Below are 16,624 nucleotides of genomic sequence, written 5' to 3' on the forward strand. Positions count from 1 at the left end.
ACTATAAGGTATAAAATAGAAAAGAGGGAGCCTATGCAAGACTCCCTCTTTCTGTCAGCGTTTAAAGCTGAACTTATTTTGTAAACTGATACAAGTAAACGGTATCTCCTTCTTTTAAAGCTAAGGTATAATCATTACCTTCTTTTAATTCAGAAATATCTACCTTATTAGTATAAGTCTTTTTGTCTCCTATATATTCTTCTTCAACGGCTTTCTTAGTATTTCCGTCATATATTCTAAGTTCCAAAGTTTCCTTTTTAGGATTAAAATGACTTACTACTAAGTTGTCATTATTCTCTTCCATAAAAACTTTAGAATTTTCAGGCTGATCTTTCTCAATATTTATAATGTTGTGCATGTGTTGCCCATCAATAAAAACCAATGTTTCTTCGTAAGCTTCACCATCAGAATCTAATTCAACTTTGTATACACTAGCACCCCATGGGTCGATGCTTACTTGTTCTTGAACAAAGTCTTTACCTTCCATCGATTCTGATAATATAACACCGCCAGTATAGGAGTCTTTAATTTCTAAAGACTGATATTTAGCGTCGTCATTCCATACAGATACCACATATTTATCATCAACTTGATTATGATACACCATAACTTTATTACCTGCTTGTGAACTAAATCCGAACACTACCATTGCTGCAATTGCTAAAAAATTTTTCATCGTATATAATTTTAAATTGATTATTAACTTCATAACAAGTAGTATAAATACTATGCCATGCTAGCAGTGGTAAAATGTTTATTAACAAGGCTTAAGGTATGTTAAGAGTATTGGGGTGTTTTTCTATTTTGTTAACAATATAAATGTCATTTATTAACAAACGGTATTAATTATTAGTGATTTAGGCATTCGAGTTGCCTAAAGTAGCGGAGGGTTACGAGAGTGAAGGAATCATTATTAGTGGAAAAGCTCAATGCCTGATTGCATAGCTGTAGTTAGGTAAAAAAAGATGAAGTCAATTAAATCATATCGGTAGCCGCAGAGTTTTAATACAGCTTCATTTGTAATATAGTTGGTTATCTTTAGTGTTGCTAAATTTTAACAGTGGACTTAATAAAGTGTGTTTCTTGTTCGTACATATCTATTAATTATCCTCAGCAACAGATGGGGTTGTTTAGCTAATTAGTATAGGTGTTTGGTACATAAGGGGATTTTATTTCTTTTGAAGGTTCTTTAATAAGCCAGCATTGTTTTTAATACCCGATTTTTTTAATCATTAGTACCCTTTTAGTGATAAGCGTTATTAATATTTTGGCACTATAATAATTCTTAAAAATTACTCGCTATGAAAAGCATGCTGAAACAAACTATTTATGTCATCCTATTTCTATTAATAGGAATGAATACATTGGCTCAAAAGACAATGCCGAAACATATTCAGAAAATACATGATAGAACCGAGGAGATGGCGATTATTATGGATCTTACTGAAGATCAGAAAGCTAAGATTTTAGAAATAAAAATGGCTACAGAGGCCGAAAGAATCACGAAAATTTTAAAGAAGTACGAAATAGGTACCGAAGAGTATATTAAAGCCATTAAGGAGTTGTATCGTAATAACTCATTAAAGATGAAGGCTGAAGTAAGTGTTGAACAGTGGAAGAAGTGGCAGCAGCGACCAAATAAAGGTTAAGATTTTTATGGAATTCTTTAACAAAACCTAATGCTGAATTGGATAGTGTAATTTTAAGTAAGGTGTGTTTTCACAAATTTGCGTTATCAATTCAATAGTATTAAAATAAGATTCTAAATAAACATTTTTAATTCGAAAGAACATTATGAAACATTTAATTAAAGGGATTGTGGTAGCCTTCGTGCTTATGGTATCAATTAATACATACGCGGAAGAGTTAAAACCGAAGCAAAAGCAAAAAGTAGAAGCTTCAGTTAATGAAATGACCGAGATTATGGGTTTAGATGCTGATCAAAAGGCAAAAATGCTTGTGCTTAAAACAGAACAAGAGAAAGCGCGTATTGCCATTGTTGCCAAATATGAAAAAGGTGAGGAGCGTACTGCTGCAATAAAAGAAATGTATGCACAATATGGCAAAAAGCAACGTGCTATAGTTACTCCTGAACAACAGAAAAAATGGAAGAACAGACCAAGAAACTAATTGTTACTATTATGTAATAATATTACGAAAAGGCCTAGTTGATAGGTCTTTTCTCTTTTAGTCTAGTTTTTGTTAGGGTTTGTTTTTGCCAAATGCCCCCCATTTATACTAACGTTATTAACCATTGTTTACATTGATGAATTCTATTTTTGGAATATTCATTAAACTATTAAAAAAAGTATATTTTATGAAACGAAAATTACACACTTTGCTTGCTGTATTATTTGCATTAAACTTGGGGTTAAGTGCCCAAAATATATTAAGCGATGAATTAGCAAATACTGATGGAACGATTGGAACTGATCAGAGTGATGCTAGCCTTTTGTGGATAGATGCTCCTAAGAAAACAGGAGGGGCAGCTGCTATTGTTGATAACCCTACTGGAGGAACCGATAAAGTATTGCACCTAACTTCAGATTCAGATGGACAAGCCAACGCCGTTAGTTATAATGAGTACGGAAGCTTTGATTTAATTGTGGGAAAAACCTATACAATGAAATTTGATAGATATTATGTTCCTACAGAAGAATCTAGCAATAGTACAGGGGAAAAATTTATTATGCATCCTAGTACATTTAGCGGTATTACAAATGGAGGTACTCAAGTAACGCCAAATGTGCTTTTTGAAAATGTTACACCAAATGTATGGTCTGCTAGTGAATATGAGTTCGTGTATACCGATGATACTAAAGCTGAAGGTGATGTTGTTACTCATTACATTAGAATGCAAATAAACCCAGGGGCTTGTGATTTATATTATGATAATTTTTATATCGAGGAAAAATTACCAACTTATGAAGTTACTTTTAATGTGAACCGTACTATTGATGCAGAAGATGCAGGAGACAATGTTTGGCTTACTTTTGATGAGACATCAATTATATCAAAAATGGATACAGATACTGAAAATTCAGTAACATATACTTCTGTTTTGCCAGGGACTTATAAATGTGTTGCACTCGGAAAAGGTTATTTACCACTATTTGATGAAGAAGTAGTTGTTGTTGATCAAAATATAACAATAGACCTAACTATTGAGCGTGATGTAGATAATGTAGATGGCCAATTGGTATTTTATCCTAATTATACTTCTGATGAAAGTATTGTTGATAAGGAAAATTCAGAAAAGAAAGATGAAAGAGCAGGTTCTACAATTGTTCTTAAAAAAGGTGATGATGTAATTTATTCTAATACAGGAACAGGATATTGGATTGGTAATTTGAATACTGTAGGGGCAACTGCTGGTCAAATTTACACTTATCGTATGGAGTACACAGGTACGCTTTTTTCAAGTCATCCTGAGGTGGATACTCCTCCTGCAGTTGGAAGCCTAAAACCACGCGAAGGTTTTATACCAGCAACAACTGATTTATCAGCCAACAATCTTAATTTTTATAAGTATTATGGGTGGTTTGATGCACATTTTATAGTAACAGATGTAGATGGAAATGCAATTAATGCAAAAATATCTATTACTGAAGTAGGCCTTACTGATGAAGCAACAGGAGCTAATGGTATTTATATGGCAGAATTAGAAGATGATGGTACTACTTATAATTATACGGTTACAGCTGATGGTTATCAAACTAAATCAGGTACTATATCACAAGATGTAGATGTAACTAGTGACAAATTAATTGAAATTACATTAGATACGGCTACAGGTCTTGATAATGATATCAAATCAGGCATTCAGGTATATCCAAATCCTGCCTCAACATTATTAAATGTTGCTGCGCCAGAAGGAAGTCAAATTAGTGTTATCTCAATTGCAGGTTCTAAAGTACGCTCTTTATCTGCCAATGCTACAGTAACTCAAATTGAAGTATCTGATTTGGCAAAAGGAATCTACTTAATTGAAGTAGTTAGCAACGGAACTAAGCTTGTTGAGAAAGTTCAAATAAACTAATGAAGGTTAATCTTTACTTTAAATTCATCGTTTAAAGTATCGTTATTTTGTATTACTTTAGGAAGGGCCTCGGAAACGAAGCCCTTCTTTTTTTTGCCTCTATATTGTGCATGTTTTCGGCGCTTAACTAATTATTACCCCATTTTCTCCGTTGTTTTTACCCATGTAAGTTTATTGTATATACATAATTTAACACTTGAAAAAAATAATTAAAAAGTATTAAATTATGAAAAGAAAATTACACTTATTATTAGGGTTAATTTTAATGTTAAGTGCAAGTATAAATGCACAAACTGTATTATTTGATCAAGGTTTTGAGGATGCAGCTGATATAGCTAGTAGTTCAATATGGGAGAATACTTCTAAAGGTAGCGGAACTGCTGATTACTCTTCAGAAGAATCTGCAACAGGCAGTAAAAGTATAAAAGGTATAAACCCTGATTCTAGTAATGGTAATCAAATGAGGTTTGCAAGTAAGGGTAGTTCAAATTTATCTTTTACAGCCGGAGTTACATACTTGTTCAAATACAAGAGGTTTTTGGCAGTAGGCACTGATTTAGCAGGAGGCGATAAGTTTTATTTGGGAGCTAATGTTACACAAGTAAATAATGCGACAAACTTACTTGACCCAAGTCGAAAATGTAATTCTTTTTCCGGAAATCCTACAGGAGAGTGGTATGAGATGGAGTTTGAGTGGACTGCCGATACTGATTACACTAATACATATATTCAGTTACAGGTAAACCCTAAAGAAGGAACATTTTATTACGATGACTTTTATATAGAGGAAAAAGCGTTTGAGCCATCTGTAACTTTTAATATTACACGTCCTGCCAGTGAAGCCCAAAATGTATGGATTTCAATAGATGGAAGAACACAATTAGTTAGCTCAAAAACAGACCCTGTTGAAACACAAACTGTATTTACAGGTATGGCGGCAGGTACCTACACGTACTATACTTTAGGGAAAGGTTATGTAATGAACTCAGGTTCTGTCACTATAGAAGCAGATGCTGATAAAACTGTTGATATTACAATAGAAGATGATGCCGACAATGTTGAAGGTCAATTGGTTTTTTATCCTAACTATAGTTCAACAGGGCCAGTTGGTAAACCTAATAGCGAAAAAGCAACAGAAAGAGCAGCATCTACATTTGTTCTACTAAAAGGCGACGATATTATTTATAATTATGCAGGTACAGGATATTGGGTTGGTAATTTAAATACATTAGGTGCAACAGCCGGTGAAATATATGCATACCGTATGGAATACACAGGAACGCTTTATTCAAGTCATCCAGATGTAGATAACCCTCCAGCAGAAGGTAGTTTAAAACCTCGCGAAGGTTTTCTACCTGCCTTAACTACGTTAAGTGCTAATTCTACCGGATTGTATAAATATTTCGGATGGTACGATACCTATTTTTTAGTTAAAAATGAGAATGGTGCAGTTGTTTCTGCAACTGTAACTATTTCAAATGGTGGTATCACCGATGAATCTACCGATTCTAACGGAATTTATAAGGCTGAGCTAGAAGACAACGGAACAGTTTATAACTATTCTGTATCAGCAAGTGGTTATGTCACTAAAACGGGTACATTAGAGCAGCTTGATGCAAGCGTAACTAAAGATATTCTTGAAGAAGTAATTTTAGAAGAAGACGGTTCCACAGCCCTTGATCCACAAAGCAAGTTACTCACTAATGTATATCCAAACCCTGTATCTAACCTTCTGAATATTCAAGCCCTTGAAGGCAGCCAAATTAACCTTATTTCGGTAGCCGGCTCAAAAGTACGCTCTGTAATTGCAACAAGTGCAGTGAGTACTATCTCGGTTTCTGATTTAGCAAAAGGCATTTATTTGGTTGAAGTAATTAACGGAACAAACAAAGAAGTACAAAAAATACAAGTCAAGTAATCACTCATTTACAAACATAAAAAATAGGCCATCGAATTTAAACGATGGCCTATTCTTTTTTGCAGCAAATTCCAGCTATTCACTATAGCCTTGTGCTTTTGTTTTAAGTATTGCTAAGCAGTGCGTGTGCTTCCTGCGGTCGCATCCGCCAGCCAAGCACCACTAAAAACAAAAGCCCAAGGGCCGCCGTTACTATCTGGGCTGCTCAGTACTAACAATGCGGCAGTAATGCTTATTAGAATATGTTTTTTTAGGCTTATTATTTATGCGCCTCGTTAGTTTGGAAAAATTTCTTTGCCCTGCCTTTGCCGGCAGGCAGGTTTGGGCAAACAGCCCAATGTTATAACTAACTATCCTTTATGCTCTCCTTAATTAGCTTTTCTATCTCTTCAAGCTTGCCCAGCGGAATAGAATTAATGGTTTTAACCAAGTTTACTTCTTCCGAAGGCAGTTTCATTTGATACAGCGGATGGTTATTATCCACGTTACTATCGTTATTAGGTATCCATTGAATAAAATCGTTGGGCGTGCATTTTAATAATAAGCACAAGTGCTCAATGTGGTGTAAGTCGATACGCAACACCTTATTGTTTTTAATACGGGTGGCCAAGTTGCCTGAAAATCCATGCTTAAGTAAAAAACTATAAGGTCTGGCTATTCCACGTGCCTTAAAAATGCGGTCAAAGTTATATTGTAACATAGTATATGGTTTTATGAAACCTTAATTTACTATAATTATTTAAACTATTATACTTCCTCTCTATATTTAGTTTGCTCTACTCTAATTAAATATACTTCTACTCTAGTAATAACACACCATATTCGGCTCTAATATACTTAGTCTCCATGATCATATACCTAAGACCTAGAATTGTATCCTTACGACATAGAGATTATCACTTAAGACCTAATATTATAAACTTCAGACTTAAGTTTACCGCCTTATACCTTAGTATTATACCCTTATGACTGAAAATTTATTTTAATTGCAAGGTTATTATTTCGCATTGAAAGTGAATTAGTAATGATTATAATGGATTTATATAAGTTAGACAATAATTAATAGAAGGTTAACAAGTTTATGGAGATAGTAATAGTGATTAAATAATAAAAGAAAGTGGATTTGTTTTAAGTATAGGTGGTTTTTATGTTTTTGTTAAAGGTATGCCATTTACTTACGAGCTTGCAGTGGACTAAACCTATAGTGTTTATGCAGGCGGTGTTTGCGTGAGCGATAGGACTGGCATCCTTTGTGAGCCCATTATGGCGAAGCAAAGATAGAAGGGATAGCGCGGCCCAGAGGGACACGCCCTAGGGAAAAAAAGAAAGGTTCAGCCTTAACTGAACCTTTGGTGATGTTTATTGGATGTGTGTATTGTGTTGTGCATTAAAATATGCATTTGTTTTTGCCTAAAGCGGACTTATATGAGCTACTTCAATAGTAGTTCTTCCCAATAAATTAATAAATCTTTATCGCTAATGTTAGGATCTAAGCCGCGTTTTTTAAGGCTAGTTTTTAAGTAGGCATCTGACGATTTTTTAGCTTTCAGAGTAGTTTCTGGGGCCTCAGCAATTCTGTTTTCTTCAAACTTTGGCATTTGGCTTTCTAGCTTTTTAAATAGTTTGTTTTTAATGTTGGCGTAGTCCTTTTTGTTGGCCAAGTTATTCAACTCGTTGGGGTCTTGGTTTAAATCGTATAGTTCAATTTCAGGACGAGTTGAGGCCATAAATTGGCTGTACGGAGCTTTTAATTTTCCGCTTTTGTAGTACTCGTGATACAATGTGTAGGCCGGATATTGTAATCTTTTGTAACTGCTCAGTTGCATGTAGGGCTGATTTGGCATTCTATTCCAAATTAATTTGTATTGTCCATCGCAAATACTTCTGATGTTATCTGGGGCATCGCCAGCTCTATCTCTGAAGGCATAAATGTATTTGCGCTTGTTGGGTTTTTTGCCCAAAAGATCGATGCCTTGCATGTGTTTGGGCTGTTTGATATTGGCCATGGCGAGGGTAGAGGCCGCAACATCAATCAGGCTAATTAATTGCTCATCAACAGTGCCTGCATTTTTGCCATCGGGGTAACGCACAATAAGCGGAATGTGTATACCACCTTCGTACAAAAATTGCTTGTCGCGTAGGTGCGGACGACCATGATCGCCAAATAATATGACAATGGTGTTGTTGGCCAATCCTTCTTCTTCGAGGCGTTTTAATATTTGCCCCACATAATTATCGGCATGCTGCACGCTCTCTAAATACCAAGCCCAATCGGCTTTCAGAAGTGGGTAATCAGGGTAGCACTTGGGCATTGAAACAGTTTTGTAATCTATTGGGTGCTCCTTGTCGTGATGAAAGGTACGGTGTGGATCGTTAATTTGAATTTGTGCAAAGAAAGGCTGCCCTTCAGCACGTGTGTTCCAATTAATATCGTCGTACTCTATTTTATTGGTAAAGTTGTAATCGCCCTTGCCCTTCACTTTAGGATTGCGGGCATTTCCGTTGATGCAATAATAACCAGCCTCCTGAAAGTAGGTAACAATGGGTTCAATGCCTTGGGGTAATGGGGTTTTGTCGATGGTGCGGTGATCGTGACTGTTAACGCTTGGCGGATACATACCCGTTATCATTGACGATCGACTCGCCGAGCACACTGCGGCATTTGAGTAGGCCTTGGTAAACCTAATGCCTTCACTGGCTAATTTATCCATGTGCGGCGTGTATACATCGGGGTTGCCATAGCAGCTCAGTTCGGCACCTAGGTCGTCGCCATTAATCCATAAAATATTCGGTCGGTTTTGTGCTTGTATTTGTATGCTAAGTAGCACGAGGAGTGCTACTGCTATTGAATTAAGTAATTTCATTGCTTTGTTAATTTAGTTTTGTTGTATGTTTTAATGGGCAGCCTATATTCTATTAGACTGCGCTATCTAGACTTACTTTTGTGGATATTCCTTAGTAATAATAAGTGGTATTTGAACATTAAATGAATGTCGTACTTTATTGGCATCTAAGGTATCGGCAGCGCAGAGTAGGGCTACGGGTTCACCATTTTCGATAAATACCTGAGGGCGTTCGAGGTGCGTGAATTGTTGCGTGCGCCCATCTTCCCAAGTGAAAATACGTTCTGATATTTCAAAATTCTTGGCTTTATTCCAGTGTATGCCATCTTCCGAATCGTAGTGAACCAATGAGAATAAACGCTTTTTGCCTTCGTGGCGGATGCGTTTCACAACGGCTCTAAAGCGGCCTTCTTGATACCAAATGTATGGATCTTCGGCAGGGAAGTGTTCTCCCGGAAAAGTAAATACCGGATCAGGAAACTTCTTAAATGGTCCGGTTGGTGTATCGCCAATGGCCACGCAATGTACAACGGGTCCGTAGTTCGGAGCGGGGCGTTTTTTGCTTACACCTTTATATACCATAAGAATTTTTCCATCGGGCATCTGACAAACCGAAGGGTTTGAAGTTACAGCTGCATCGTAGGCTAAGCTATCGTGTGTAATATCCAATACCGGTTCATCAAAGCGTTTCCATGGCCCGTTAGGACTATCGGCAACAGCCACTCCAATACGTTGATTGTTGCGGTGTAGCCAATTTATACGGTGCTTCCCTGGGACTCCAACAATTTTACCATCGCCGGTATTTCCCATGTGGTATAAGTAATATTTGCCATTAAATTTATGTACGGTTGGGTTGTGCGTGCACATGCCATCCCAATATTCAACGCCTCTTATAGGCAATGCTACATCTTTAAATTTAAAAGGGCCAAACGGAGAATCGGAAACGGCATGGGCAATTTCAGAATGTGAAACCCAAACCCAACCCGGCGCTTTTGGCCAGCGCGAATAAAACATGTGGTACAAACCATCTTCGCCTTTTACCAAGGAACCACCCCAATGGCTTAAACTGTCACCTCCGCTAAAAACGGAACGTTTCTCTACTTTGCCAAATTCAATTTTATAATCGGGATTTCCTTTTTTAGGTTGAGAGCAAGCAAAACATGCTATGGCGAGAAGAGCTACAATTGTTTTTTTCATATATCTTAATTTAAGTTCTGTTATTAATATAAAGCATAGTGATTTCTTCTACTGTAATACTGTTACTACATTTAAAAGTATGGTTAAATGATTTTTTATTAGCATCTTCACCTGTTCAATTGCAAAACAAAAGAATGAATAACTTATTGCGTTGATAAGTAGGTTTTTATAAGTTGGTAAAAAAGGGTGTTCATAGTGTTAAAACAGAATAAAATTCAAAATAAATTAATGGTTTTGGTTGAACGAAAGTTTAACCATGGCAAAAGAAAACTTTGGAAGAATAAAGACTTTGAAAGTTTGAGTTTTGAGATTCATCGTGATACTAAAATTCTGATTAGTGTTGCTACTTTAAAACGTTTTTTTGGTAAGGTTAAAACTGCCGACGATTATAAACCGCAGCAAACGACCCTAGATGCTTTAAGCCTTTATGTTGGGTATATGCCTACTGATGATACTCCATTTACACGAAGAAACAGATGGTTAGGAGCTGCAGCTGTGGTAGTTATTGTTATGGTAGCAGTATTTGTAATCAGTAACTTAACTAAAAATAGTACTACTCTTGCTCCTTCAGGAACCATAAGTTTACTTAAAACAGAGGGTAAATGCCCTACTACCGCCTACTTTAGCTATACTGTACCGGAAACAAAGGAGCCATTGTTTATCGATTTTGGAGATAAATCGCGCAAGTATAATATCACTGCCGATGGAAAATGTTCGCATTTTTATGCCTATCCAGGATATTTTAACGTGACTTTAAAAGGTGATAAACGCAACAGCTCGGATACCCTTAAAGTGTTGGCTGGCACTGAAGAGTGGAATGCTTTGGCTTATTATTTTAAATTGGAGAATAGGGAGCGTTATTATACCATACCAATGGAAAACTGCATCAAGGATGGTATTTTTTATGCTTCAAAAACTGATCTTCAAAATATTGGGGTCAATACCAATGAGGTTGTGGTTGTTAAGCTCGATAATTACAAGGATACCGGTAAAAGTGGGGATCAGTTTATATGTACATCCACTTTTAAAAATGTTTCCGATTGGGCTGCCGTGCAATGCTATGCAACGGTTATATCAATTGTGGGAGAAAACGGAAAAATAGAACTTAAGTTTGTAGGAGAGGGCTGTAGTCGTTTTTGTGAAATGACCTTAGGTGAGCAATCATATGATAATATCAATAACGATTTAAATGGCTTTGTGGTAAATCCAGATAATTGGATTGATATGATGCTTGTTAATAAAGAAAAAGTAATTGATGTTTTCGTTAATAAAGAGCTCGTTTTCACAGGGAGTTATACCGAGTCAATCGGAAATATAATGGGCGCTTCAATTTCTTTTAACGGAAGTGGATCGGTCAATAACTTTATGCTTAAAACCTTAGATAATAAAAGTATAATTACTACTGACTTTTAGAGGTCTTCAGTTTTAATAGAAACAAAAAAAGCTCCCCGAAGGAAGCTTTTAATATCTTATGTAATTTGTTATTATAATGCTTGTTCAAGGTCTCCACCTATGTCAGCTTCTCTATAACCTTCAAAAGTAATTTTGAATGAGTGAGCGTGCTGAGTTGGTAAGTTTTTAGGCGCTTTAATAACAAGTCCTTTAGAGTTTCTTTCCCACTCTAGTTTCTCATCGCTACCTAATAAGCTCACGTTTTGGATAGGGTTGTTAACCACACCTAAATCAGTACTGAAAGTTTTAATTACAATATCATTTTTAGGTGAATCCATAATGATAGCATACATTTCAGTATCAGACTTTTTAGTAAAGCGAATATCTGTATCTTGGTATACGATCTTTTTGCGCTCAATTTTATGACCACCTGCAGGTAAACGTGTTGGGCCTTCACCAAAGATTGTCCAAGGACGAGTTTTGTAAATAGCATCTCCATTTACCTTTAACCAATCTCCCATGCCAATTAAAAGGTCTTTCATTTCCTGAGGAATAGTACCGTCTGGGTTTGGTGGCACGTTAAGTAGCATGCTACCGTTTTTAGATACAATATCAACTAAGATATCAACCAACTCATTAGTGCTTACAAATTTAGCATTTGAACGATAAAACCAAGCACCTGGCGAAGTATCAGTAATCCATGCCTGCTCTTTCATTTGATTCGGACGACCACGTTCGTAATCTCTAATGGCAGTTTCTTCTGTAAAAGTAGTTTCTTTAAATAATACAGCTACATCTTTATTCCACTCAATACCTTTGTTATAATAGTATGCTAAGAATTCCTTTCTGCATTCTTCAGTCATATTTTCTAACCACCAGTCAAACCATAGTACATCTGGTTGGTATACATCAATATACTCTTTCAACTTAGCCCACCATTGCTCATGAAATTCAGCATCAGGCATCTTGTCGTCCATTGTATGTTTGTTGGTATAAAGATCGTAATCTTTAGGGTCAACTTTTCCATACATGTGCGCCGGAGCGTAATACATCCATGTAAACGCGTGGTGAAATGAAGCTAAAAATTTCATGTCGCGTTTTTCAATCTCTGTTTTTAACTCTTTAGAAACGTCAATACCACCGTAGTTTACAGAGTTCCAACGTGTAGCTTTACTATCCCACATGGCAAAGTTATCATGGTGCATAGCAACAGGACCAGAAAATTTAGCTCCTGATTTTTCAAATAACTCAGCCCATTCAACCGCATCAAAGCCACTAGGATCGAAGTTTTCGATTAAATATTTGTAGCCATACTTTTCTTCCTCAGTAGGGTCTCCAAATAATTCAGTATGATGAAGGTAATTAGATGTTGGTTTGCCATTGTTTTTACCTGTGCTCCAGTTTGGGATTCCATCTTTTCCATACATGATCATACCATGCCAACCACCTAAATATTGGTGAGGCTTCATGTCAACAAATGCTTGAGAAACAGGTCCCCAGTGTGCATAAATACCAAATTTAGCATCTTCGAACCATTCTGGAACTTGGTTAACAGTATTTAGTGACTCCCAGTCAGGAGTAAATTTTGTTTCGGCCTCGGCCTTTTTATCACAGGTGCTCTGACCACAGCTAGCTAATAGTAATGTACCAGCTACTCCAACCATATAAACCTTTTTAAGTGATTTTCTTAGTATCATAAATAGTTATATTAAATATTCGTTATTTCAACACAATGTAAAAGTATTGTAAAACCTCAAGAACTAAGGGGTAGAAAAAAACAGTAAAACGGAGGAATTTTAGAAAAACGAATGTAATAGTGTACTACTGCGTAATTACCCCCGCATATATAGAGTGTTTTACACGCCATCGATCTATACTTTTATAATAATTTTAGCTAAAAATATTTCTTATTATGAATTTACTCAGAAGACCTATTAAAATTTTAGCACTGTTTGCAATGTGTGGCACAGTATTTAGTTGCACGCAGAAAGTAGAAAAGAAGAAGAAACCGAATATAATTTATATCATGTCTGACGATCATACCACTCAAGGAGTAGGTGTATATGGAAGTCGTTTGGCAGCCTTAAATCCAACTCCGGTTTTAGATAAGTTTGCCAACGAAGGAATGATATTTGAAAATTGTTATGTGACGAATGCTATTTGTACGCCAAGTAGAGCTGCAATAATTTCGGGACAATATAATCATACCAATGGTGTAATCGACTTAGAAGGACACATTGACGATAAACAATATTTGCCCGAAGAGTTAAAAAAGTTGGGTTATGAAACTGCAATAATTGGTAAGTGGCATTTACACACTGAGCCATCTGCTTTTGATTATTATAAAGTACTAGTTGGACATGGTGGCCAGGGTGAATATTTCGATCCTGTTTTTATAGAAAAAGGAATGGAGTATGAATTTCCGGTAACTAAAAAAACTAAAACTATTAAAACAAAAGGCCATAGTACCGATGTGATTACTGACATCACAATTGATTGGTTAAAAAATCGTGATGATTCAAAACCATATTTCTTGATGCATCACTATAAGGCCCCTCACGATATGTTTGAGTTTGCCCCAAGATATGCCGATTATCTTGAGAATGCGCATATGCCTGAGCCGGCTAGTTTATATGATAACGAAAATAATGGTTCGGTTGGTACTAAGGGATACAATGATGAATTGATTCATGTAATCGGATCATCAGTTTCGCACCGTAATACCATTCGTAATATGGGTATGCATATGGACATTGATCAGGATATTGCAGACCCTGAGTACACCAAATTAACTTATCAAGAATATATCAAACGCTATTTGCGATGTGTAAAAGGTGTGGATGATAATTTAGCACGTTTATTCGCTTATCTTGAAGAAAGCGGCGAATTAGATAATACCATTATAATTTACACAGGCGATCAGGGTTTTATGTTAGGAGAGCATGATTATATTGACAAACGCTGGATGTATGAAGAGTCTATGCGTATGCCTTTCATCGTTCGTTATCCTGAGGGTATAGAGGCTGGTATGCGAACAGATGCCATTATCAATAATACAGATTTTGCGCCTACTATTATTGAGATGGCAGGTGGTGAAACACCTGATTATATGCAAGGAAAAAGTTTCAAATCTATTTTAGAAACAGGCGAAGAACCTGCTGATTGGCGCGATGCTACTTATTACCGTTATTGGATGCATATGGCACACCGTCATGCTAACCCAGCACATTTCGGAATTAGAACAAAAGATTATAAACTGATTTTCTTCTACGGAAGATATTGGGTTGATACCGATGATCCGAATGCTACATGGAATAAGAAATCATGGGGTAACGATTTTACAAGACATACACCTCCAGCTTGGGAATTATATGATTTAAAGAATGATCCTAACGAAATGAATAATGTATACGGTAATCCTGAATACAAAGAGATTCAAGATCAGTTGAAAATCAAACTTAAAGCTTTACGCGAAGAGGTGGGTGATACAGATGAAAACTATCCTCATATTAAGAAAGTGGTTGATGCCAATTGGGATAAATAAGCGGATACGTGCAAATAGTTAGCGCATAAGTTTAAACGATTGGTACGTATATAATTTACTTTTACACATTAATTAGGGATAATCCTTAATTCAATTAACTAAATAATGCAAAAACGCTATTAATCGTTTAAACTTAAAAAAGTTATACATGAGAAATCTATTGTTAGTAATGTGTGCCATCATTTTAATGTCATGCAGTGTTAAGCCTAAGGAGAAAGCCAAGGAGAAAATAAAGTATGAAGCCGACTGGGAGTCACTTAAGCAATATGAAGTTCCAGAATGGTGGTTGAATACCAAATTTGGTATTTATTTTCACTGGGGGCCATATTCTGTGCCTGCACATGAAACGGAGTGGTATGCCATTCATATGTACACAGAAGGCCATCCGATTAGAGAGTATCATGAAAAAACTTATGGGAATCTAAAGGATTTTGGTTACAAAGATTTCATCCCAATGTTTACTGCTGATAAATTCGATGCCGACAAGTGGGCGGAATTGTTTAAAAAGTCAGGTGCGCAATTTGCAGGGCCAGTTGCAGAACATGCCGATGGATTTGCCATGTGGGATAGTGAGTTAACCGAATGGGATGCCATGGATATGGGGCCAAAGCGCGATGTTGTTGGCGAAATGGCCAAGGCAGTTCGTAAGCAGGGCATGAAGTTTATTGCCACTTACCACCGCCATTGGTTATATGCTTGGTTTCCAACATGGGATAAAACAACAGATGCCAGTGATCCGGCTTACGAGGGATTATATGGACCATATGTGCCTGAAGGATCGTTTGTAATGGCCACAGGAGATTATCCAAATCCTCCAAAAAAAGAATTTCATGAGGAATGGTTGGCTCGTTTAGATGAGTTAATGGACAAGTATCAGCCAGATATTATTTGGTTCGATAATAAAATGGATATTATCGAAGAGGATTATAGAAAGCAGTTTTTGGCTAACTATTATAACAAAGCTCAAGATTGGGGACGCGATGTAGTTTGTACTTACAAGTTTGAAGATATGGCTGTAGGTACTGCTGTATTGGATTTAGAGCGTTCACGAATGAGTGAGAAGAAGGATTTTCCTTGGTTAACCGATGATTCTATTGATTGGAAAGCATGGTGTGATATTTCTGATCCAAAATACAAATCTACAAATCGTTTAATCGATTTCTTAGTAGATGTGGTTAGTAAAAATGGAGCTGTACTTTTAAATATTACGCCACGTGCTGATGGAACAATTCCAGAAGGTGTTGAAACTCGTTTGTTAGAAATGGGAGAGTGGTTTAAAGTAAATGGAGAAGCTATTTTTGATACGCGACCATGGAAAATTTACGGTGAAGGCCCACAAGAAATTGTAGAAGGTCACTTAAGCGAGGATAAAAACCCTGAGGCTGTAGCAGAGGATATTCGATTTACAACTAAAGGTGACGATTTATATGCCATTACAATGGCATGGCCAACAGAAACTATGAACATTAGAAGTTTGGCTAAAAAAGAAGGTTTGTTAACTAAAAATATTAAATCCGTTAACCTTTTAGGTTATGAGGGTAAAATTAAATGGGAGTTAACAGAGAATGGTTTACAGGTTGAAATGCCAGATACCAAACCTTGTGAGCATGCTTTTGCTTTAAAAATTCAATTACAATAGTATAATTATATAAGAAGGCTTGCGTCATTAATTTGTCGCAAGCCTTTTTGTT

General features: G+C 36.3%; 12 protein-coding genes. 7 read left to right on the plus strand and 5 right to left on the minus strand.

The genetic code is table 11. The annotated features are described in order from the left end of the window. Positions 1 to 73: 73 nt before the first annotated feature. On the minus strand, positions 74 to 676 hold the full coding sequence (locus A8B35_RS11110; protein WP_068472890.1) for a hypothetical protein: 603 nt from the start codon (positions 674 to 676) through the stop codon (positions 74 to 76). Positions 677 to 1,301: 625 nt separating this feature from the next. Here A8B35_RS11110 and A8B35_RS11115 point away from each other — a divergent pair. From A8B35_RS11115 to A8B35_RS11130, 4 genes are all read left to right on the plus strand, one after another. Continuing rightward, positions 1,302 to 1,649: a hypothetical protein gene (locus tag A8B35_RS11115; protein WP_068472892.1), complete on the plus strand. Its 348-nt coding sequence runs from the start codon at positions 1,302 to 1,304 to the stop codon at positions 1,647 to 1,649. A gap of 145 nt (positions 1,650 to 1,794) precedes the next feature. Continuing rightward, positions 1,795 to 2,130, plus strand: a complete 336-nt coding sequence (locus tag A8B35_RS11120; protein WP_068472894.1) for a hypothetical protein — start codon at positions 1,795 to 1,797, stop codon at positions 2,128 to 2,130. A gap of 187 nt (positions 2,131 to 2,317) precedes the next feature. Then, a complete protein-coding gene (locus A8B35_RS11125; protein WP_171973192.1) occupies positions 2,318 to 4,039 on the plus strand; it encodes a T9SS type A sorting domain-containing protein in 1,722 nt (573 codons plus the stop codon). Between the two features lie 226 nt (positions 4,040 to 4,265). After that, a complete protein-coding gene (locus tag A8B35_RS11130; protein ID WP_068472898.1) occupies positions 4,266 to 5,957 on the plus strand; it encodes a T9SS type A sorting domain-containing protein in 1,692 nt (563 codons plus the stop codon). 346 nt (positions 5,958 to 6,303) lie between these two features. Here A8B35_RS11130 and A8B35_RS11135 read toward each other — a convergent pair whose 3' ends face one another. From A8B35_RS11135 to A8B35_RS11145, 3 genes are all read right to left on the minus strand, one after another. Continuing rightward, complete coding sequence (locus A8B35_RS11135; protein ID WP_068472900.1) at positions 6,304 to 6,657, minus strand: helix-turn-helix domain-containing protein; 354 nt, start codon at positions 6,655 to 6,657, stop codon at positions 6,304 to 6,306. A gap of 730 nt (positions 6,658 to 7,387) precedes the next feature. Then, positions 7,388 to 8,821 carry a sulfatase family protein gene (locus A8B35_RS11140; protein WP_068472902.1) on the minus strand — a complete coding sequence of 478 codons (1,434 nt, stop codon included), beginning with the start codon at positions 8,819 to 8,821 and terminating at the stop codon, positions 7,388 to 7,390. 72 nt (positions 8,822 to 8,893) lie between these two features. Continuing rightward, the gene (locus A8B35_RS11145; RefSeq protein WP_068472905.1) at positions 8,894 to 9,997 is read right to left on the minus strand and encodes a glycoside hydrolase family protein; all 1,104 of its coding nucleotides are present in this window, start codon (positions 9,995 to 9,997) and stop codon (positions 8,894 to 8,896) included. A gap of 195 nt (positions 9,998 to 10,192) precedes the next feature. On the opposite strand from A8B35_RS11145, the gene A8B35_RS11150 reads away from it, so the two are divergent. Then, positions 10,193 to 11,410 carry a hypothetical protein gene (locus A8B35_RS11150; protein ID WP_068472907.1) on the plus strand — a complete coding sequence of 406 codons (1,218 nt, stop codon included), beginning with the start codon at positions 10,193 to 10,195 and terminating at the stop codon, positions 11,408 to 11,410. Between the two features lie 71 nt (positions 11,411 to 11,481). Here the strand turns inward: A8B35_RS11150 and A8B35_RS11155 are convergent, their stop codons facing one another. Beyond that, positions 11,482 to 13,086: an alpha-L-fucosidase gene (locus A8B35_RS11155; RefSeq protein WP_222844142.1), complete on the minus strand. Its 1,605-nt coding sequence runs from the start codon at positions 13,084 to 13,086 to the stop codon at positions 11,482 to 11,484. 215 nt (positions 13,087 to 13,301) lie between these two features. Between A8B35_RS11155 and A8B35_RS11160 the strand changes: the two genes are divergently transcribed. Continuing rightward, entirely contained in the window at positions 13,302 to 14,933 is a 1,632-nt protein-coding gene (locus tag A8B35_RS11160) for a sulfatase family protein (protein WP_068472909.1), read from the plus strand. A 148-nt stretch (positions 14,934 to 15,081) separates the two neighbouring features. Next, positions 15,082 to 16,572, plus strand: a complete 1,491-nt coding sequence (locus tag A8B35_RS11165; protein ID WP_068472911.1) for an alpha-L-fucosidase — start codon at positions 15,082 to 15,084, stop codon at positions 16,570 to 16,572. Positions 16,573 to 16,624: the final 52 nt, after the last annotated feature.

Origin of the sequence: Saccharicrinis aurantiacus (genome assembly GCF_001660705.2) — a bacterium.
GTDB lineage: Bacteria > Bacteroidota > Bacteroidia > Bacteroidales > Marinilabiliaceae > Saccharicrinis > Saccharicrinis aurantiacus.